The sequence below is a fragment of the Halomonas sp. KX33721 genome, assembly GCF_001596805.1.
GTDB classification, from domain to species: domain Bacteria; phylum Pseudomonadota; class Gammaproteobacteria; order Pseudomonadales; family Halomonadaceae; genus Vreelandella; species Vreelandella aquamarina.
Genome location: NZ_LVIA01000005.1, coordinates 17,555 through 37,219, shown reverse-complemented (window position 1 = coordinate 37,219; position 19,665 = coordinate 17,555). Strand labels below are relative to the sequence as shown.

Sequence of the window (19,665 nt, the reverse complement as noted above, 5' to 3'; positions counted from 1 at the left end):
CTATGAGCTGCCCATACTGAGCACTTTCTTCGCCAACGCAATCATCTCCGGGTCGCCGGTGTTCTTAGTGGGCACATCGGACAGCTTCACCACTGGCAGCCAGCCCTGACCTTCAGGGCGGGCCTCGACCATTTTGATCACCATGTTCATGGGCGCTACGCCAATATCGTTGGTGAAGTTGGTGCCAATGCCAAAGGCCATGCCAATCCGTCCTTGGCAGAAGGCGCGGATGCGCTCCACTTTTTCAGGCGTGAGGGCATCGGAGAAGATAATGGTTTTGCTCAGCGGGTTAATGCCCAGGCGCTGATAGTGGGCAATGGTGGCATCGGCAAATTCAATCGGGTCGCCGCTATCGTGGCGCACGCCATCGAACAGCTTGGCGAACTTCTTATCGAAGCTCTCGAAAAAGGCGCGGGTAGTAAAGGTATCGGTCAGCGCGATACCCAAATCCCCCCGGTACACGTCCACCCAGTGCTCCAGCGCCAAACTGTTGGCCATTTTGAAACCAAAGCGAGCGCCGTGGAACATAAACCACTCATGGGCGTGGGTGCCGATGGGCTTCACCCCGTGGCGCATGGCCAGCAGCACGTTGCTGGTGCCGCTAAACGCCTCGCCGCCGTAGTGGCGCAGCGCTTTGACGACTCGGTCGTGCACCGCAAACGAGAAACGCCGACGGGTGCCGAACTCGGCAATCTTCAGCCCGTGCTGGCGGTACAGTTCGATTTTCTCTCGCGTGCGCTGCTCGATGAGCGCTTCGTCATCTTCCGACACGCTCACGCCGCGCAGTTGGTACCAAAGCTCGCTAATCAGCGCCATCAGCGGCACTTCCCACAAAATGGTGCGGTACCAGGGGCCTTCCATCACCACCGAGAGCTCGCTGCCCTGCTGCTCGATCGTCACTTCGCTGGGGTCGTAACGAAAGCCCGCCAGAAAATCGAGATAGGTGGGGTCTAGGTAAGGGCAGGTGGTTTGCAGGTAGCGCTTCTCTTCATCCGACAAGCGCAGCGTCACCATGCGATCCACTTCACCGCGCAGCGCCTCACCAAAACCCTCAGGAAACGCATGCTCGCCACGATTGATAAACGCGTAGCGGGCATGGGCATAGGGGAAGCGTTTAATCACGGCATTCTGCATCGTGATCTTGTAAAAATCGTTATCCAGAAGCGAGGTCAGCATGAGATCCCTTCACCAGCATCAACAGATCGCCAAGAGCGGCTAGCCCGCTAGATTACCAGTTGGCGACGATACCTCACAGCCTAACCCCTGTTTGCTATGGCTAGCAGGTGGGAGAGCGGCTATCTGCTATCGTGAGTAGAGTGCTACCATTTAAACACCGGTTTATCACTAGGAGCGGACTCCATGCGTCTTTCGCAATCACAGCGCGAGCTTATTCTGTCAGGCGTCCGTGAGTTTGTGGGGCCTTCGGTGGCAGTGCATGTTTTCGGCTCGCGGCTAGATGATAGTAAGCGAGGCGGCGATGTCGATCTGCTGCTTATATCCCCCAACGCCATCCCGCTACTCGCCTGTGCTGAGCTCAAAATGGCGCTAGAACAACGCCTCCAGCTACCGTTCGATATCGTGACCTACGTCACAACAGCTGAACCTACTCCGTTTCAAGCCATTGCACTCGCCCAGTCACGGCCAATGACGCTTGAGGTAGCCGCATGAGCCAGGATGTACTTAGCGAACAGCAGCGCTATCTGGCGCAGCTGCTTGAAGCCATTCAGCGCTGCGCTTGGTTTCTTCATCAATCACGCAAAAAAGTCACATGGCCTTTGGACGGTGATTGGTTAGCCGACCATAAAAAAGATGTCGACCTTTTTGAAACACTGGCCGCTATCAATGAGCGGTTTGCCAAGCTACAGGACTCCATTGCTTCTGCTATGCGGCACAGCGCTCTGTTGGCAGGGGAGTCTACTGACAGCTTTCTCAAAGTCCTTTCGCTGTTCGAAAAGCAGGGCGTCGTGGACGCTACCAGTGACTGGCAGCGCTGCCGCGCTATTCGCAATATTGCCGCTCATGATTACTCGACGCACTATGCACAAATAGCAGAGCACTTTAACTTGCTGAACGAACTTGCCGACGTTCTCCTTGTTACCTCAAAAAGACTAGTGACATGGAGTGCTGAACAATTGGGCATTTTTCCCGCCACCCAAGACTTCTCTAACGAATTCGACACAGTCTTTCAAACCAGCCTCTAACGCTGCTTTGCTCTTTTGCCCAGCTCTTGGCAACGCGATATAGTGCCGGTGCCTTTGGCTACCCGCCAAAGGCGCTTTGCTTTCCGCCTGCCGTGATGTTCGGAGAATGAGAATGAGCCAGCCCGCCCCGCTGAATCCGCTGACGCTGCCGCTTCACGGCAGCCGTTTGATTGAAGCCAGCGCGGGCACGGGGAAAACCTTCACCATTGCGCTGCTGTATGTGCGCTTGGTGCTGGGCGGGCAGCACAGTGAAGACGACACCGCCTTCGTACGCCCGCTCACCCCGCCGGAAATCCTGGTGGTCACGTTTACCAACGCCGCCACGCAAGAATTACGCGAACGTATCCGCCACCGGCTGGTGGAAGCGGCGGCGGTGTTTCGTCATCAGGGTGAAGACTCACTGCTTCTAGCACTGCGCAGCCAATACCCCGAGGCCACGTGGCCCGCCTGCGCCCGCCGCTTAGAGCTGGCTGCCGAGTGGATGGACGAAGCCGCCGTTTCCACTATTCATAGCTGGTGCTACCGCATGTTGCGCGAGCACGCCTTCGATAGCGGCAGCCTGTTCTCGCTCAATTTGGAAAACGACCAGCAAGAGTTGGAGCAGGAGGTAGTGCGCGACTACTGGCGCACCTTCTACTACCCGCTGGACGCCGAAGCGCTGGGCAGCATTACCGGCTACTGGAAATCGCCGGACCAGCTCCACGGGCAAGTGCGCAAACTGCTGGCCGAAAGCGAGGCCTTGGGCAGCCCGCGCCCCGCCCCCGAGCAAACCCTAAGCGCCGCCCAGGCCGAACGCAGCGCACGCCTAACCGAGTTAAAAGCCCCCTGGCCTGCCTGGCTGGATGACCTAGTGCCCGCACTAGAAGACGCCGCCAAGCGCAAAGCCTTCAAAGGCCAAAGCTTCAACGCCAAAAGCCGTGCCAACTGGCTAGGCGCGCTGCGGGAGTGGTGCGACAGCGACGCCACCCGCCCCGCACTCACCGATGCCGCCTGGAAACGCCTCACCCCAGACGGCATGGCCGAGATATGGAAAGAGGGCGCGCCCCCTTGCCCGGCTGCCTGGGAAGCGCTGGCCGAGCTGCCCGCCGCACTGAACGCCCTGCCCGAGCCGCGTAATGACCTGCTGATTCACGCCGTGCAGTGGTGCAAAGTGCGCCTGGAGCGGGAGCAAGAGCGACGCGCCGAAATGGGCCCTAACGACCTGCTCACCCATTTGGACCGCGCCCTGCAAGGCCCCAATAAAGAGGCCCTGGCCGCGCAGATACTGCGCCAGTTCCCCGTGGCGCTGATCGACGAGTTCCAGGACACCGACCCCATTCAGTACCGTATTTTCAACGCGGTGTATGAGGTCGCCAAGCCCCGCCGAGACGCCGCCATGCTGCTGATCGGCGACCCCAAGCAGGCCATTTACGCCTTTCGCGGCGCGGATATCTTCACCTACTTAAAAGCCCGCGAAGACACCTCAGGCCGCCACGTCACACTGGGCACCAACTACCGCTCTAGCCGCGCCATGGTAGAGGCGGTGAACCACTGCTTCCGCTACGCCGATGAGCACCCGGCCGGGGCGTTCCTGTTCCGCGAAGAAGGCGGCAACAACCCGCTGCCCTTTCTGCCGGTAGAGGCCAAAGGCCGCAGTGAGCAGCTCACTCACCAAGGCCAGCCGCTGCCCGCCATGACGCTCTGGCCGCTGGAAGCCGACGAGCCGCTCTCCAAAACCGCCTACCAAACCGAGATGGCCGAACGCTGCGCCTCCTACATGGCGGAACTGCTCAGCGCAGGCCAACACGGCAAGAGCGGCTTTCAAACCGACGATACGCTCATCCCGCTCAAGCCCTCCGATATGGCAGTACTGGTAAACGGCCTGCAGGAAGCCCGCGCCATTCGCCAAGCGCTGGCTAGCCGAGGGGTGAAGAGCGTGTATCTTTCGGATCACGATAAGGTATTTAGCTCGCCCATGGCCGCCCAGGTAGAGCGCTGGCTGCGCGCCTGCGCCGAACCGCTGGCTAGCTCCCGCCAGGCTGAAGCGCACCTGCGCGCCGCGCTGGCCACCCCAGTGCTGGGGCTCAGCCTTGCCGAGCTGGACCACCTGCAGCAGAACGAGCTGGCCTGGGAAGCGCGAGTCGAGCAGTTCAGCCACTACCACCGCCTGTGGCAGCGCCAGGGCGTGCTGCCGCTGGTGCGCCGCATGATGGTGGATTTCAATATTCCCGCTCGCCTGCTGGCGGAGTTTGAAGAGGGTGAGCGCTTGCTCACCGACCTGCTGCACCTGGGCGAACTGCTGCAACAGGCCAGCGCCGAGTTGGACGGCGAACACGCGCTGATTCGCTTTTTGTTTGACGCCATTGCCGACCCGGAAAGCCACGGCGACAGCCACAAGCTGCGCCTGGAGAGCGACGCGGATTTGGTCAAAGTAGTCACCATCCACAAATCCAAAGGGCTGGAGTACCCACTGGTGTTCCTGCCGTTCATCGCCAACCACCGCCCGGTCAAAGCCGAGGACGTACCGCTGCGCTGGCACGACGGCGAAGGCAACCTACAGCTCAGCTTAGAAGCGGATGACACGATACTCGCCACCGCCGACCGCGAACGGCTGGGGGAAGACCTGCGCAAACTCTACGTCGCGCTTACCCGCGCCCGCCACGCCACCTGGCTGGGGCTGGCCCCGCTGAAAGGCCTGGAGAACAGCGCGCTGGGCTACCTGCTAAAAGGCGGCAATGCCCTTTCACCGGAGGCGCTCAATAACGCACTCGATAAACTGGTGGAAGGCAGCGAGATACAGATTCACCAGCCACCCGCACCCACTGCAGAGCGCGTTGCCACCGTGGAGCAAAACAGTGCGCTGGGCCACGCCCGCACGCCCACGCGCCCCGCCAAAGAGCACTGGTGGATTGCCAGCTACTCCGCGCTGCGGCTTTCCGGCACGCTTACCGCCCCGGAGTTGCCACCGCTGGAACCCACCACCGCCCAGGAAGCCACCGCCTTCGAAGTACTGGATGAACCTCGGGAACTATCTCAAGAACGATCCCAGCTAGAAGCGTTTCACTTACATAAGTTTCCACGTGGCCCCGGCCCCGGCACCTTTCTGCACGGGCTGCTGGAGTGGGCGGGCAAGCAAGGTTTCGATACTGCAGCAAAGGATAGAGAAACCCTCAACGACATGCTGTGGCGGCGGGTGCAGCTACGTGGCTGGCAAGCATGGCAAGAACCGCTGGCGGGCTGGCTAAGCGCCCTGCTCACCACACCGCTACCGCTGGCCGCGCCCACCCCGCAAAGCGTGGCGTTGAATGAACTAGAAAGCTATCAAGTAGAGCTGGAGTTCTGGTTTGCCGCCAAGCGGGTGAATACCCAAGCCATTGATGCGCTGGTAAGCAAGCACTTACTGCCAGGGGTAGAGCGCCCCGCGCTGGATGCCGACACCCTGAACGGCATGCTGAAAGGCTTTATTGATCTAGCCTTCGAGCACCAGGGGCGCTTTTACGTGCTGGACTGGAAATCGAACTACCTAGGCCCCAACGACAGCGCCTATGAACCCGAAGCCCTACGCCACGCGCTGCTGGCCAAACGCTACGACCTGCAGGCCGCCCTCTACCTGCTCGCCATGCACCGGCTGTTAAAAGCGCGCCTGCCGGATTACGACCCGCACCAGCACTTGGGCGGCTCGATGACGGTATTTCTGCGCGGCAGCCGCAGCCCTGGGCGCGGTGTAGTCGGCGAGCCCGCCCCGGTTGAACTCATCGAAGCCCTGGATAGCCTGTTTGCAGGCGAGCCACACGCCACCCAGCAGGAGGCCACGGCATGAGCCGCCAACACGATAGCCACACCTTCGATATGTTCGGCGATGCCGCCAGCGCCCACCCGGCACTCGGCAGCACCCCGGAACTGCTGGCCCTGTGCGAACGCTGGGTAGCGCGAGGCTGGCTGCGGGACTTGGACCGCGCCCTGGTGCGCTTTTTAGCCAGTGAAGCCCCGGACGCCCCCACGCTGCTGCTACTGGCAGCCGCGTTAGCCAGCCACCAGCTAGGCCGCGGCCACGTATGCCTGGATATTAACGCCACGCTCAACGCGCCGGATTTCGCCCTTTCGCTACCGCCCGAAGGGGACGACCTCACCGACCCGCCGCCGCTGCCCAGCGACGTGCTGGCCACGCTCACGCTTAGCGAGTGGCAAGCCGCCCTGCACCACCCGCTGCTGACAAGCGAAGGCCCCGGTAACACACCGCTGGTTGTAGTGACCACTCACTCAGTCAGCGGCACCCCCAGCACGCGGCTCTACCTGCGCCGCTACTGGCAGTACGAACAAAGCCTGCACCAACACATCGCCGCACGCCTGGAAGCCACCAGCACCGGCTCAGAAAGCACGGGCACAGAAGGCCAAAGTGGGAGGCCAAATCATCTGACAACCGAGCCAACCACTAGCCACACAGCAAGCACAGGCTCAGAAAGCAAAGGTGGGAGGCCAATTCATTGGGCGACGGGTGACGCCAGTCACCCTGGGTTACTCCCCCAAGCCCTGAACATACTGTTCAAACAAAGCAACGGCCTAGACTGGCAAAAAACCGCCTGCGCCCTGGCTGCCCGCAGCCGCTTCGGCATCATTACCGGCGGCCCCGGCACCGGCAAAACCACCACCGTGGTACGCCTGCTCGCCCTGCTGCAAACCCTGCAACTGGCCCAGCACCCCAGCCAGCCGTTGCGCATTCGCCTAGCCGCCCCCACCGGCAAAGCCGCCGCCCGCTTGAACGAATCCATCGCCGGGCAGGTCGCAAAACTCCCCTTCACTGACCTAACCACTTTGTTGAAAGAGGCAAAGCAGGAGGGAATCTTGTGGGAGGGAGCTTTAGCTCGCGACGATTCAGCCACAGAACAGCTAAAAGCCACCATCCCCACAGAAGTCACCACCCTCCACCGCCTACTCGGCGCACGCCCCGACACCCGCCACTTCCGTCACAGCGCCGCCAACCCGCTGGCGTTGGATGTGCTGGTGATCGACGAAGCCTCGATGGTGGATATCGAAATGATGGCCGCCACCCTCAGCGCCCTACCCGCCCACGCCCAGTGCATTCTGCTAGGGGATAAAGACCAGCTCGCCTCGGTAGAGGCAGGCTCGGTACTCGGCGACCTATGCCGCCGCGCGGAAGCCGCCCACTACACCCCGGCCACCGCCAAATGGCTGGCCCAGGCCACCGGCCAGCCGCTGCCTGAGGATTTCATCGACCCCGAAGGCCAACCGCTCGACCAAGCCATTACCATGCTGCGGGTCAGCCACCGCTTCAATGAACACAGCGGCATCGGCCAGCTCGCCAAGGCCATCAACCAGCCGAGCCATGCGCAAAGCGAACGGGAAAAGCAGCAGGCCGTCACCGCCGTGCTGCGCCACGGCTACCCGGATATTCACCATTTGGTCATGAGTGACGACGCCGCGCTGGACAAGCTGGTGATTCACGGCAGCCCCAGCGGCTTTGCGGGGAACGGCGAAGGCCGCACCGACCACCAGGGCCAACCCATCGCCCCGCCCACGGGCTACCGCCACTACCTCAAGGTGCTGCAAGCACAGCGCCCACGGGGGGAGTCCTTCGAGGAGAGCCCCGCCGTCTACAACACCTGGGCCAGCGAGGTGCTCAGCGCCTACAGCCACTTCCAACTGCTGTGCGCGCTGCGCAAAGGCCCTTGGGGGGTCGAAGGCTTGAACCAGCGCATCGCCAGCACGCTGCGCGGCGAAAAGCTGCTGTTCGGCAGCGACTACACGCTGGAGAAAGGCTGGTTTGAGGGCCGCCCGGTACTGGTCACCCAAAACGACTACGGCCTGAAACTGATGAACGGCGATATCGGCATCACCCTGGCCGTGCCTGACCCGCGCAATCCGCAGCAGAAGCTATTAAGAGTGGCCTTCCCTTCATCAAGTGCCGCCAGCGACCCCGCAAAGCCCATCCGCTGGGTGCTGCCCTCCCGCCTGCACGCGGTGGAAACCGTGTTTGCGATGACGGTTCACAAATCCCAAGGCTCGGAGTTCTTGCACACCGCCCTACTGCTCCCGCCGACGCTGAACCCCATTCTGACCCGCGAGCTGGTGTACACCGGCATCACCCGCGCCCGCGAATGGCTCACGGTGGTGGAAGCCAAGCGCGGGGTGTTGAATGAGGCGGTGGTGAGGGAGGTGGTTAGGGTGAGTGGGGTTGGGGGTTAGTTCAAACCGACACTATTAGCGCTGATAGTGTCGGTTTTCGGCCATAAGCAGACTTTTAGATGCCTCTGATTAACGCCTCATTAAGCAGATAAAATGCTTGTTTAAAATTAACAAAAAACTTACTAATAAAATATTTTATCCCAAGCTTGATTACATTGTCATGTGTGTATTTTGCTAATTTCATCACTACTAATTTCGACATCACCATCAATTTCGAAATTAATTTTTTCAAAAAGCTCATTAATGTTAGAAAAGTTCAAACTATATACTGGCTTGCCAATTGACAACGCATACTCTATCTCCATTAAAACCCACGGAGATGAAAGTAAACCTTTAGCATTTACAGTATTATTAGTTTGCAGAAAAACTATAGACTTTGATTGTTCAATTCGTTTCTTTAACACCATCTTAGTGTAGTCACTTACTAAATCTCTCTTTAGAAAGTCATTATCACTTGTCCAATCACAATATACAGTCAGGCCATGATTATTAAGACACGACTTAACTTTTCGCACTAAGCTAGAGTCCTGATAACTATGCGAGATAAAAACATGGAATGACTTTTTATTCTGCACAGTGTTCGACTCTAGCCTCTGATACAAATCCTCTGGAGAAACATTAAATATGTCTCTTTCTGTGTTATAAGATTTGACTTTTCCTTTGAAATTCTTTCTCAAACTAACTAAAAAACCTAATTTTTGAAGATGTTCAAATGCCATTCTTCTAATTTGATTATTTTTTTCACTATCATTAAGCTTTTGGAAAAACTCTATCACTTTACCGCTATTGTATTTTTTCAGCTCATGAAAAATTTCTATTTTACCTTGGACTGTTATGCCTTTCTTATGATAAGCAGAAATAAAAGCATCAATATATAGTGGCTCCACGAGTTGCAAGTCTTTATTTGTAGATAACATTTTGCTTTCATGAGTACGTTTATTTTTATTTGCTTTATCTAACAATGCATGATAAGCCAACTGAGCACTTTTCTCGTTAAAACTTATCTCATGCTTCTTACGCTGACCATTTGAAATCATATGTTTAACTTTTGACAAGTTAAAGAAAAATACTTCAGGCTGATCATGATAGTACCTTTTCTTCTTGCCAACTTTAGCTAGAAATTTATCTTTACTATCATATTTTTCATATCGTTGAATCAATTCACTCCACATTATCGGAAACAACTCTTTAAACATCTTTAATAGTAAATACTTATCATACTCAGCAGGTAAAGCTTCTGAAATTAAGTTCAAAGGCCTAGTAAACGATTTTTTCAACCTCATTGTCTCGGATTGATATTTTCTTTTCACAACGCCTGCCATAATTGACCTACAGTGATTTCTTTAGTATGAGCTTGATTTACGGATACGGGTTGCTTTTTCAATCGCATTTGGAAGACGAAGAGCAATCCAAGCGTATTTATCTGTATTGGTAGCACTTACCGATGTGTCGCACATTTGCTTCAATTTCGATGACAAGAGACCAGAGACCAGAGACCAGAGACCAGAGACGACTTCAACCTGGATCAAAAAAAACACTGGGCCTGACGTTACGACTATTAGGCAGGTAAGTAACGACTAAATAGCGTGGCGAAATCTACGTCTTCGAGCTCCCGCCCAGTAAAATAGCCTTTATCCCGAGCAAGATTAAGCGCTGCACCACCTGGTGCGGCAACTGGAAGAATGAAAGCCTCAGGATTGAGCCGCCTGAAAATGTCGTATTCAACTTCAACGCCATCCATCCCACCAATGAACACGGCTCCGATCAAATCTTCCCTAGAGAGCATCTGTTCTCGCATCAGTTGTAAGCTACCCTTGATGTCGCCAGGTACGGGATCGGTGTAAATTACGTTGTCAAACCGTTGATTTTCTTCCGGATAGTTACCCTCGAAAAAGCGGCTTTGATACAGGATCACTGAGTCTGTGTAGTCTGCCCTTAGATCTTCGCAGATGCTCCAAATCATAGGGGTAATTGCAGGATGGCCGCCCCACACAATCTTGTGTCGACGAACGGTAGCGATCGCCAGCTCGCGAACGGCACACTGGATAAGAAACGGGGCAGCGGTCTCATAGTATTTCCCTCGTCCAATCACGGGTATGCTTGCTGAAAGGAAAATCGCGCCCATTCCTATGCCCTCCAATCTGCAAATTGCCAGCCAGCTTCACAAGCCTTGACCCAGCGCGTCGCCGGAATGTGCTGGCCTAGCCAGTCAAGGTGACTCAACCACTGAGGATGTAGGCCTACATGATCATAGAGTATGGCTACGGATTCGTCAGGAGAGCTTATTGAAGCTTCGTGCATTGTCGTGGAGGTCGGCACACCTACCGTTGGGTAGACCACAACCATCCGATCATCGGGAAGGCGTACTCGAGTCCCTCGACCGGTGCCCATACCGATCACCTCACCACCTATAGCCTCAATTCCTATTCGTAGATTGCTCACTAGGTTAACGGTTCTCACTGCATGACTTTCGCTGCGGATTTCCTCAAGCTGGAGACAAATACGATCAATCGCGTGATCACTAATCCGTCCTGATGCAGCATCTAGCTCACTTGTATCAAGCTCAGCGAGGCTTGCAGTTGCCAAGCGAGCGGAGCACTGGGCTTCAGGCCACCCTACTCGAAGAACACTGATACCCTTGGCAAGCGCTCTTCCAAACTCTGCAGCAGTCCATCGACTGTTGAAATAGTCAGGCGTGTCGAGCATCAGCAACACATCAGAATCGCAAAGCCGATGCCACAGCATGGTCTGAAAATCTTCTGCCAGTGCGATGCTACGAGTATCTAGGAAAACGTCGAAATGCCTGGCAGAGAGCGCGTCGAACATCTGCAGCGCCGCCTGGCTAGCCTCGTCCCGTCGATAACTGACAAATACCCGACGTTGCTTCGGAAGCAAACCTGCACATTCCAAGAGCGCAGTGGCTACCCGTTTCGCCCCACCATTTGCGTACGACATACAATTCAATGGCCGAAGGATTTCGGGGACTTCCATTGCAACTCGACCTAGGTCAGGCACGACTGGGACAACAGGAACACCGCCTCTCAGCAAGCTTGGTAGACTGGGGTGATCTGCGTCTACACCGCCGAAAAATACAACAGCAGCCGATCTTCGCTGTTGAGGAGTGAAGTCAGCAGGAACTACCTCCCACCCGATCTCTTGGCCCAACCTCAAGCCAAACCCAGAAACCGCATCTGTTACAGCCGTTTCAAGCTCAGAGACTTGCTCAGCCGAAGGAGCACCCAAGATAGCAAGATGATAGATAAATGACATGAAAGCCTCGCTATCAGTTTCAATGAAACGTTAGTAACCAAACGGGCGCCGAGACACTATCTCTCGAGTGCCCGTGCATTCTCAGAACCGCTCCCACCGATCAACATGTTGGCCATCAAAGAATCTGGAGCGCACCTCAGCAAAGTGCTCTTTGCCAGCCTCATTGCCACGTTGCACCATTTCCTGTATGGCCTCGGCATCATCCATTTTGATTTCGACAGGGGTTTGCTGATTAACACGCACATGACGTGTCGGTCCTAGGAAACTTTCTGCTAGTGCCAAAGCACCATGCTCTTGGGCAGCGAAAAAGAGATCGACGCTGTGAGGTGCCCAACCTGCCTTGCCCTTTCCTAGCTGCTCAGTGAAGTCGCTTTCGCTACTGAGAGTGCCAATGCTCAGTACATCAATCCTGTCTAAAGGGATTTTCAAGTATCGAACCGCTTCCGCCAACGCCGGGAGGATGGGGTTATTGGCCCAGACACCTCCATCCAGAAACGTCTCCAACGCGATAGGCCCACCGAAGGTAGCTTCATCAAAATAGGTAGGTGCAGCGGAGGAAGCCAGTGCAGCATCGACGGCTGAAATACCTCGGTAAGCGGTTCGATCTGGGCTGTGCGGGGTGACGATCGCCTCTGCCTGACCTTGCTTGGCCCTAACAGTGGGAATCACCAAGCGGCAGCGGGAATCTGCTTCCAACGTTTTGTCCCCGTACACATCTGTCAGCAGTCCTCGAAGTGTGGCTGAATCATGCTTGGATTTGAGCCAGTGCCGCAGTTTCCGATCCTTCGGAAAAATCTGGGGACCCTTTTCCTCATAAAACTCAAGGATTTCATTTGGTTTCAAGCCCATGGCTAGGCCAATAGCCAAGATCGCGCCCGTGGATGTGCCTGCCACCAGGTCGAAGTGTGAAATAAGGTCGTTCCCACCACCAGCCTTCAGCATGTCGTCCCACTTGGCCAAGACTGCCGCGGTGAAGGTACCTCTGAGCCCTCCTCCATCAAGCGCCAAAATACGGAAGTTGCGGCCGCGCGATACGTTACGGCGAGTAAGCGGGAGGTTCTTCAGTTGGTCGACGATCAGCCCTATGACTTGGTCAACCGATGTACTGTTGGCAATGGTCGCATTCGCTTCGGGCGATAGCCCGTTACGCAGACGAGATAATAACGACGGGTCTTCCTTGAGATAACCTGCGATAGCCCCGCCAAAACCAGCGACGACAAATCCTGGCTTTCCGAGTTCAAGCATCGTATCCAGTTCATTGGGAACGCCTGCTTTTGCTTTATTAATGTTCCACCATGCACCACCGACGCAGATAATGGCGTCGGAACGATCAGCCATCCAATCACGCATTGGGGTCAGGCCTTCTGCGGCCGGACCATCGCTGCTATCTGCAGGCACAATCTCCACAGAAGCGAATACTCTCTGCTTTTCAATTTCAGCAGTGTATTGATCAGTTGAGTAGCGCTTAGCCCGCACTAAGGTAAGCGCCCCCTTGTTTCCACCCGCCTGGATGAAATCCTCTGCAGCTCTGCGTAGCGGTTCAGTGAACGAAGGATGACTCCCATGAACAATGGAGCCTCCTTCATTGAAAACTTTCGCTGCAAATTTCTGTACGAAATCAGTGATGTCTGCTTGTAATTCTTGGTTCGACCCGGACAGGTGAATCCTAACGCCGGCTAGGCGCTGAGTGACTGCCATGTGTAATACCTAGTGATATGAAATGTCGATTTCTGCAAGCTAGTACGCCTCGTTTCGTATTTCTAACGACTGGCTAAGGTAGCTGCGGTTTCGATCCAGCCAGCGATGTTTTCCCGGCCGTTTTGAGCCGTGAAGTCGTATCTCATGCAGTGTTTGGATAGCTTAACAACCGTGTTGCTGGCAGGGGCGTCAAACCACAAATCAGAGGCTGGGATGGCGGAGATGTAGTCCGAGTACTTCACCCATTTACCGCCCTCGAGCTCCGCGAAATAAATCTTGTCGTTGACGAGATAGACACCCACTTCAGCCAGTGGATCTGTGCCTTTCACTCCCAACTCCTTCGCGTTGTTTCTTAAGCCATGGATATCGACAGTGAGCAGCCCATTGCCCTTCAAGACGCTATGTACGATCTCATACCGTACCCACCTCCTGGCAGCGGTGTCCTGACCGGCAAGCACGCAAGTCACAGAGGTATTCTTTAGGCCATGACGAAGAAAGGTCTTGAGCGCTTCATCACTTTCTTTCTTTGATGCTTCGAACACACTGCCATCAAAGAAGCCATCTACCTCTTGATCCTCGCTGACGACCAGGCAGTTCCTGACATTCCAGGCGCGCCACACATCTTCCTGATAATGGAAGGAGAAAAATGTTTTTCGTGTCATCCCTTGCTCCAGTTCGTTGACAATCCTCATTCCTCACCCCGTAGCGACTGCAGTTCACCTTGGAATGTGCTGTCCGTGCACGTCATGTAATGCGAGCCTGTCAAAAGTTTAGGGGTTTATAAGCCGTCAAGGATACCCAAAGTAATCTTCGACAAAACCATTAGGATGCCTGAATGTGTTCAAATTGATGCTGTTTCTATATTTGCTTTAACACACTCACCAATCATCTCAATTTACTTTATTTTTAATAGCATTATCAATCCAACTTGAGATATTATTTGATATATCTTGATACGCATTCAAAGAATTAGGATCATAACAAGGTACAACGCTTGACATTAATCTACCATCATTAAACTTGATCAGATCAAACGGATTTTTTCCCTTTTTGCTAGTCCCATTTCTTGGACACCTGAGGTTATGAATATAAATGCCTAGTAAAGCTTTACCATCATTCCATGCCTTGATGATTTCGTGCTCTACCCACGGTCTTGAAGCGGTTTCGCTACCAATCAAAACAATAATACATCGTTTGTACTTCATATTTTGATTTATCCAATTTTCAACAGCTTGCTTACCTGTTCGCTTTAGTGTTTCCCATTCATTTGGAGTAGTAGGTGGATTACCCTCAATGCTACCAATATTACGTATTTGTTGGACTCTCATTACGTCATTGTCAAAATGGAAGCTATAAAAAACAGGAATTTTAGCCATTTTATTTCCTTTATAGATTTTCTACCCAAGTCCCAGAGTTTGTACCCGCATCAAACACAGCATAACCAGTCTTACCCGTCTGGTTATTACTTCCTTTATCTATTTTCTTATACAGCTGAAGATATTCGTTTCCATACCAAGTTCCATAATCATCTTCTGTTTGAACTATTAAGATCTTATCGTATCCTTTTGCTGAATCAGCAAAACCAATTTCCCAAGGACACCAGCGTGATTGAGTTGAATTGTCAGTTGCTAAAAACAAGAACCAGCCTGTAGACAATATTTTTGCCTTAATTTTGTTTGCAGTTTCCTTGTTGGGAGTGCTCGGCATTTCGCTATCTTCCCAGTCAATGTACAAGTCCCATCCATTTTCTTTCATTAGAACTTGAAGGCCTTTAGCTAGCTCGCGGTCTTTGTGGCTGTGGCATAAAAAGGCCGTTTGCTGTTTTTTAGCTAAAGCTTCGGTGAGCGATTTAGCTACAACAACACTTCCCGAGCGACTAGATGCTGATCGTAAGTCGCGTATATTAATGGCCATTGCTACTCCTATAATTCATACTGATCGAACATCTAGCATGCATTAACTTAAGCAATTCACTGGCAATCAATTGAAAATCAGCTTTATGCACAGCCTTTCGTGCGTGTGGAATATGAGAAAACGCACACGTTGCCTTTGCTAGCATGTCTGCTCAGGGTCGAAAAGCGTCATTTGTTTACATCTCCATAAAACGCCACCCTACTCGCAATAGCCTCCACACCCTCAACCGGCTCCTCATAACTCCAAGCAACATCTCGACTTTCACCCAGCGAAAAATACACCGTATGCCCTTTAAACGGGCAGTAAGTGGTCGTTTCCGAAGTGGTAAGTAAGTCCATCCGCACGTCTTCACGTGGGAAGTAGTGGCGTGGTGGGTAGCCGTGTTCGCGGAGTTCCAGCGTATTGGTGGAGTCGGCTAGCAGAATGCCATCCACCCGCACTTGCATGCGCTGCTTGCTTGGGTGAAGCGTTATGCGGGCATTCTGCATCGTGTTGTCCCTGCGGCGTTATTCGCTCTAATACTTTGAGCCTAGCAGCAAACATGGGTTAAGCCTACCTCGAAAGCTTAGTTTTTAGTCGATCATGGATGCTTTGGGAGGAAGGTGAGCCATCACTTCCACGCTACCGCTGCACGCTGGAATGGTCGCGGGCTAAAGCCACCTCCCACGGGGCTGGTTCACCTCTGGGGGGAGTTGGTCGTGGGCTGAAGCCGCCTCCCACGGGGGATGGTTCACCTCTGGGGGGATTGGTCGCGGGCTGAAGCCACCTCCCACAGGGCGGGTTCACCTATGGGGGAGGTGGTCGCGGGCTGAAGCGGCCTCCCACGGGGGGCTAGGTGAAGGCGGTTTGCTGGAAGCTTGTTCGCGCTGTTACAGCCGCATGCCACGCGGCAAGCTGGGGATGCGCTTCTTTCCAGCGTATCTCTGGCAGCCGGAAGGCGAGGTATTCCAGCGCGACGGCGATGGCGATGTCGCCCAGGTGGATCGATGCGGCCGTGGGGTTGCCGCTCAGCTCGCTGTTCAGTTGCTCCAACAGCCGCTGCATGGCCCTTGCCCGGCGTTGGCCCAGCTCGCTTTGGTCGATCTCGGGGCCATAGTGCTTGCGGGCAATCACGGTGGTGAATGCGGCATCCATGAGGTTTTGGCCCAGGCCTGCCAGGTGCAGCACGTCACTCAACGGGGTGGGCAGCATGGGCGGGGTGGGCTTTACGTTGTCCAGGCTGTCCAGGTACATGGCAATCAACATGGATTCGCTGAGCGTGGTGCCCTCCTCCGTCACCAGCGCGGGGATGCGCCCGGCGGGGTTGGCCTTGAGGAGATCGGCATCGTCGGCCCAGGGGTCGCACCACTTGAGCGTCACGACGTCCATCAGGCCTTTTTCCAGTAACACGATGCGCACCAACCGCGCATAGGGGGATGTTGCGTTCAGGTAGAGTTCCATGGTGGCCTCCCTTTGTCTGAATAGTGCTTGTTAGGTTATTGGGCAGAAGGATGTGTGCGGCGCTGCTGTACGCCTCGGCTCATCAGTACCAGCAACAAGCCAAGGGCAAGCGCCATGCCGCTGATGGTGAAGAGCGGCGTGTAGCTACCCCACATGCCAAACAGCGCAGACATGGCATAGCCTGCCCCTGCCTGGGCGGCGGCGAAAGCGGCCGTGGCTCGCCCCCAGAGCTGCTTGTGGGCGGTGGGCCCGACCAGCTCGGCCAGGCGGCCAGAGGTGAGGGCTACGATGCCAGGAATCATCGCCCCCACCATGAACGAGGAAACCGACTGGCTGAGCAGGGCAAGCGAGAACACCGGGAGCATGACGGCAGCGGCCTTGGCCGTAAAGGCGATCATCAAGCCCCCTTGCCACCCCACGCGCTGGGCCAGCGCCCCCACCATGAACGGCCCGCACAGGGCACCCAGCCCGAAGATTCCCCATTGCAGGGAAGCGGTTTGATGGCCCAAGGCATGCTCCCTGGCGAGGTAGTCCACCCAGAACACGGTGTGGGGCACGAACCCCACCGCATCCAGCGCGTAAGCGCCGATGACCAGTACCACCACCCACTTTACCCCCGCATACCCAACAGGGCTATTACCCACCGGGCTTGCTGCCTGGCTTGCCACAGGGCGTGGGGGCAAGCGCGCAACGCCGCGGTCGCACGACAGGCCAGCCGCCAAACAGAGCAGCCCCAGCGCACCCCAGGTTAGCGAGAGGCTTACCCCGAGCAGTGACGGCACAACGAGGGCGGAAAGCAGCGCCCCAAACCCGATACCGGTAAACACTAGGGCACCGACACGGGTTCGCCTTTCCGGGGGCGTGGCCGCCAGCGCCAGCGAGGGGCCCACGACCATCAAGATCCCCCCGCCTACCCCCGAGACCAGCCGCCAGAAGAAGAACCAGTGAAAACCACCCGCCCCCGCGCAAAGCAGGAAGCTGAGCCCGATACCCGCAAAGCTTGCCGCCAACACCCAGCGCGGCGCAAAACGCTCGCTCAGCGAGTGGGCGGCAAGCGCGCCGATAAAATACCCCAACAGGTTGGCCGCCCCCAGGTAAGCACCCTGGCTTGCGGTAAACCAACCTTGCTGAATGATCGCGGGCAATAACGGCGTATAGGCAAAGCGAGCAATACCTATCGCCGCCAGGGTCGCCATGATGCCGGTCATTAACGCGGGCAGATCGTCGGTAGTGAGTGTTCGCTTCATCAAGCCAGTTCCCTTTGGAGCCACCTCAGGTAGGTCAGCAGCAGGTAGTTACCCTCTTAGGCTACGCGTGCGTAGCCATTCCTGGAAACGATTAGTTTTGATCGATACTATCTTTTTTATAGATAACCTGACTGGGAGATGGCACGTGCAACTTAAATCGCTACGGCTACTGGTGGCCGTGGCCGAAACCGGCAGCTTTGGGGCGGCGGCCAAACGGCTACACACGGTTCAATCCAATGTGACTACCCACATTAAGAAGCTTGAGGAGGAGCTTAGCGTAAAGCTGATTCACCGTGCGGGGCGAGTTCGTCCTACCAGTGCCGGGTGGGCACTGGTGGAGTACGCTGAGCGCATGATAACGGCCCACGATGAAGCCGTGTCGCTGTTTAAAGGCCAGGTGAAGGCATGTGGGCGGCTGCGCATAGGTGCCATGGAGACCACGACGGCGCTACGCCTTCCGCCGATACTGGCGGCTTATCACGCAGCGCAGCCTGACGTTGATATCCAGATCAAAACCGGGCCGACGGCTGAGCTGGTCGAGCTGTTGCTTAATGGGCAGGTGGACTGTATCTTCGTGGCCGGGAGGCTCGAGCATGGCCACTACCACTCGCTCAAAGCGTTTAGCGAGCAGCTTGTCTTAGTCGGCTCTACGCCGATGACGCAGATGCCCTCTTCACAAGCGCTGCTTACGTCTGCTTTCCTGGCGTTTCGCCAGGGGTGCAGCTACCGCCAGCGTATTGAGCTTTTGCTGGCCGCCCAGGGTGTTAATGCGGGCAGGATCTTCGAGCTCGGTTCGCTGGATGCAATGCTGGGCTGCGTTGCTGCCGGGATGGGTTACACAGTGCTCCCCCGTGGCACGGTTGAAGCCCACCAGCACCGATTCGAGATTCACACGCTGGAACTGTCCACCTCCATCGCCAATATCGATACCTATTTTGTCGCCCCCAAATCAGAAACCTGGACACCCGCCCTGGCAAGCTTTGCTGAAACGTTGCGTGACGCGGTGGTGGTGAATGAGCCTCAGTTGAATGCATCGTGAGGTGGACTGAAGAATTCAGGGGGTTACGATGGGCAGTTGGGCAAGCGCCATGGTGCTAAAGGCGGCCTGGCGGCTAGCACAGTCGCGGGCTAAAGTCACCTCCCACTGCTGGCTCACTCTCGGGGCCGATTCAGTTGCGGGCTAATAGTGATAGCGGCAAGAAATGACAGTGATCGCGTGGTGATCGACTGCATAAACAAGCCGATTAGTATCGTCTATACGTCGAGACCAAAAGCCCGCTAGGTTTTCTTTTAAGGGCTCTGGCTTGCCGATTCCTTCAAAGGGAGAGCGCTTTACATCGTTTATCAGCTTATTAATGCGCTTAAGGGTTTTCTTATCCTGCGCTTGCCAATAGACGTAGTCGTTCCAAGATTCATCTGTCCAACACAACAGTCGCTGACTACTCATCCATTAACTCTCGTGCGCTTGTTTGGCCAGCACGATATTGCGCTATTGAGCGGTTAAGGTGTTCAGCATTTTTAGGCGAACGAAGCAGGTGCACTGTTTCCATTAGGCTATTGTAATAATCCAGCGACATCACAACGGCATCTTCAGCATCCCTGCGCGTGATCACGGTGGTATCCGCATCATTAACGACGCCATCCAGCACGGCTTTTAAGCCATTCCTCGCTTCTGTAAAAGACACAATTTTCATACACGCCTCACATGTACT

Annotated in this window: 18 protein-coding genes; 5 read left to right on the top strand and 13 right to left on the bottom strand. The window is 55.3% G+C overall.

Annotation, left to right across the window (positions count from 1 at the left end; genetic code table 11):
- Positions 1–1,176, bottom strand: a complete 1,176-nt coding sequence (pncB, locus tag A3220_RS01675; protein ID WP_062362966.1) for a nicotinate phosphoribosyltransferase — start codon at positions 1,174–1,176, stop codon at positions 1–3.
- Between the two features lie 183 nt (positions 1,177–1,359).
- Between pncB and A3220_RS01670 the strand changes: the two genes are divergently transcribed.
- The 4 genes from A3220_RS01670 to recD all read left to right on the top strand — a co-directional run bounded on the left by A3220_RS01670 (position 1,360) and on the right by recD (position 8,384).
- Complete coding sequence (locus A3220_RS01670) at positions 1,360–1,668, top strand: nucleotidyltransferase domain-containing protein (protein ID WP_062362969.1); 309 nt, start codon at positions 1,360–1,362, stop codon at positions 1,666–1,668.
- Positions 1,665–2,201, top strand: a complete 537-nt coding sequence (locus tag A3220_RS01665) for a hypothetical protein (RefSeq protein ID WP_054641496.1) — start codon at positions 1,665–1,667, stop codon at positions 2,199–2,201. The genes A3220_RS01670 and A3220_RS01665 overlap by 4 nt, the downstream gene beginning before the upstream one ends.
- Before the next feature lie 112 nt (positions 2,202–2,313).
- On the top strand, positions 2,314–6,000 hold the full coding sequence (gene recB / locus A3220_RS01660; protein WP_062372685.1) for an exodeoxyribonuclease V subunit beta: 3,687 nt from the start codon (positions 2,314–2,316) through the stop codon (positions 5,998–6,000).
- A complete protein-coding gene (recD, locus tag A3220_RS01655; protein WP_062372682.1) occupies positions 5,997–8,384 on the top strand; it encodes an exodeoxyribonuclease V subunit alpha in 2,388 nt (795 codons plus the stop codon). The genes recB and recD overlap by 4 nt, the downstream gene beginning before the upstream one ends.
- A gap of 158 nt (positions 8,385–8,542) precedes the next feature.
- Here recD and A3220_RS01650 read toward each other — a convergent pair whose 3' ends face one another.
- The 10 genes from A3220_RS01650 to A3220_RS01610 form a co-directional block, all read right to left on the bottom strand.
- Positions 8,543–9,706: a toll/interleukin-1 receptor domain-containing protein gene (locus tag A3220_RS01650; protein WP_062372680.1), complete on the bottom strand. Its 1,164-nt coding sequence runs from the start codon at positions 9,704–9,706 to the stop codon at positions 8,543–8,545.
- Positions 9,707–9,942: 236 nt separating this feature from the next.
- Positions 9,943–10,509 carry a hypothetical protein gene (locus tag A3220_RS01645; protein WP_062372677.1) on the bottom strand — a complete coding sequence of 189 codons (567 nt, stop codon included), beginning with the start codon at positions 10,507–10,509 and terminating at the stop codon, positions 9,943–9,945.
- Positions 10,510–10,511: 2 nt separating this feature from the next.
- On the bottom strand, positions 10,512–11,654 hold the full coding sequence (locus tag A3220_RS01640) for a toll/interleukin-1 receptor domain-containing protein (RefSeq protein WP_062372674.1): 1,143 nt from the start codon (positions 11,652–11,654) through the stop codon (positions 10,512–10,514).
- Between the two features lie 81 nt (positions 11,655–11,735).
- The gene (locus tag A3220_RS01635) at positions 11,736–13,352 is read right to left on the bottom strand and encodes a CBASS cGAMP-activated phospholipase (RefSeq protein ID WP_062372672.1); all 1,617 of its coding nucleotides are present in this window, start codon (positions 13,350–13,352) and stop codon (positions 11,736–11,738) included.
- A gap of 62 nt (positions 13,353–13,414) precedes the next feature.
- Positions 13,415–14,014, bottom strand: a complete 600-nt coding sequence (locus tag A3220_RS01630) for a TIR domain-containing protein (protein WP_062372797.1) — start codon at positions 14,012–14,014, stop codon at positions 13,415–13,417.
- A 228-nt stretch (positions 14,015–14,242) separates the two neighbouring features.
- The gene (locus tag A3220_RS16695) at positions 14,243–14,728 is read right to left on the bottom strand and encodes a TIR domain-containing protein (RefSeq protein ID WP_084812730.1); all 486 of its coding nucleotides are present in this window, start codon (positions 14,726–14,728) and stop codon (positions 14,243–14,245) included.
- A gap of 10 nt (positions 14,729–14,738) precedes the next feature.
- Positions 14,739–15,266 carry a toll/interleukin-1 receptor domain-containing protein gene (locus tag A3220_RS01625; protein ID WP_062372669.1) on the bottom strand — a complete coding sequence of 176 codons (528 nt, stop codon included), beginning with the start codon at positions 15,264–15,266 and terminating at the stop codon, positions 14,739–14,741.
- A gap of 167 nt (positions 15,267–15,433) precedes the next feature.
- Positions 15,434–15,754 (bottom strand): DUF427 domain-containing protein, encoded by a 321-nt coding sequence (locus A3220_RS01620; RefSeq protein WP_062372666.1) that lies wholly within the window; start codon positions 15,752–15,754, stop codon positions 15,434–15,436.
- Between the two features lie 343 nt (positions 15,755–16,097).
- A complete protein-coding gene (locus A3220_RS01615; protein WP_062372663.1) occupies positions 16,098–16,706 on the bottom strand; it encodes a glutathione S-transferase N-terminal domain-containing protein in 609 nt (202 codons plus the stop codon).
- Positions 16,707–16,741: 35 nt separating this feature from the next.
- Positions 16,742–17,953 carry a YbfB/YjiJ family MFS transporter gene (locus A3220_RS01610; protein WP_062372661.1) on the bottom strand — a complete coding sequence of 404 codons (1,212 nt, stop codon included), beginning with the start codon at positions 17,951–17,953 and terminating at the stop codon, positions 16,742–16,744.
- A gap of 145 nt (positions 17,954–18,098) precedes the next feature.
- Here A3220_RS01610 and A3220_RS01605 point away from each other — a divergent pair, with 145 nt between their 5' ends.
- Positions 18,099–18,992, top strand: coding sequence for a LysR family transcriptional regulator (locus A3220_RS01605; RefSeq protein WP_062372658.1), 894 nt, complete (start codon positions 18,099–18,101; stop codon positions 18,990–18,992).
- A 141-nt stretch (positions 18,993–19,133) separates the two neighbouring features.
- On the opposite strand, the gene A3220_RS01600 is transcribed toward A3220_RS01605, so the two are convergent.
- Positions 19,134–19,400: a Txe/YoeB family addiction module toxin gene (locus A3220_RS01600; protein ID WP_062372655.1), complete on the bottom strand. Its 267-nt coding sequence runs from the start codon at positions 19,398–19,400 to the stop codon at positions 19,134–19,136.
- Complete coding sequence (locus A3220_RS01595; protein WP_062372652.1) at positions 19,393–19,647, bottom strand: type II toxin-antitoxin system prevent-host-death family antitoxin; 255 nt, start codon at positions 19,645–19,647, stop codon at positions 19,393–19,395. Before A3220_RS01595 ends, A3220_RS01600 begins: the two co-directional genes overlap by 8 nt.
- Between the last annotated feature and the right edge of the window lie 18 nt (positions 19,648–19,665).

Bases quoted from the DNA above. Each gene is read 5' to 3' on its own strand.
- A3220_RS01615 (WP_062372663.1), bottom strand. From the start codon at position 16,706: ATGGAACTCTACCTGAACGCAACATCCCCCTATGCGCGGTTGGTGCGC.
- recB (WP_062372685.1), top strand. From the start codon at position 2,314: ATGAGCCAGCCCGCCCCGCTGAATCCGCTGACGCTGCCGCTTCACGGC.
- A3220_RS01665 (WP_054641496.1), top strand. From the start codon at position 1,665: ATGAGCCAGGATGTACTTAGCGAACAGCAGCGCTATCTGGCGCAGCTG.
- A3220_RS01610 (WP_062372661.1), bottom strand. From the start codon at position 17,953: ATGAAGCGAACACTCACTACCGACGATCTGCCCGCGTTAATGACCGGC.
- A3220_RS01595 (WP_062372652.1), bottom strand. From the start codon at position 19,647: ATGAAAATTGTGTCTTTTACAGAAGCGAGGAATGGCTTAAAAGCCGTG.
- A3220_RS01600 (WP_062372655.1), bottom strand. From the start codon at position 19,400: ATGAGTAGTCAGCGACTGTTGTGTTGGACAGATGAATCTTGGAACGAC.
- A3220_RS01645 (WP_062372677.1), bottom strand. From the start codon at position 10,509: ATGGGCGCGATTTTCCTTTCAGCAAGCATACCCGTGATTGGACGAGGG.
- A3220_RS01635 (WP_062372672.1), bottom strand. From the start codon at position 13,352: ATGGCAGTCACTCAGCGCCTAGCCGGCGTTAGGATTCACCTGTCCGGG.
- A3220_RS01630 (WP_062372797.1), bottom strand. From the start codon at position 14,014: ATGACACGAAAAACATTTTTCTCCTTCCATTATCAGGAAGATGTGTGG.
- A3220_RS01650 (WP_062372680.1), bottom strand. From the start codon at position 9,706: ATGGCAGGCGTTGTGAAAAGAAAATATCAATCCGAGACAATGAGGTTG.
- A3220_RS01625 (WP_062372669.1), bottom strand. From the start codon at position 15,266: ATGGCCATTAATATACGCGACTTACGATCAGCATCTAGTCGCTCGGGA.
- A3220_RS01640 (WP_062372674.1), bottom strand. From the start codon at position 11,654: ATGTCATTTATCTATCATCTTGCTATCTTGGGTGCTCCTTCGGCTGAG.
- pncB (WP_062362966.1), bottom strand. From the start codon at position 1,176: ATGCTGACCTCGCTTCTGGATAACGATTTTTACAAGATCACGATGCAG.
- recD (WP_062372682.1), top strand. From the start codon at position 5,997: ATGAGCCGCCAACACGATAGCCACACCTTCGATATGTTCGGCGATGCC.
- A3220_RS16695 (WP_084812730.1), bottom strand. From the start codon at position 14,728: ATGGCTAAAATTCCTGTTTTTTATAGCTTCCATTTTGACAATGACGTA.
- A3220_RS01620 (WP_062372666.1), bottom strand. From the start codon at position 15,754: ATGCAGAATGCCCGCATAACGCTTCACCCAAGCAAGCAGCGCATGCAA.
- A3220_RS01670 (WP_062362969.1), top strand. From the start codon at position 1,360: ATGCGTCTTTCGCAATCACAGCGCGAGCTTATTCTGTCAGGCGTCCGT.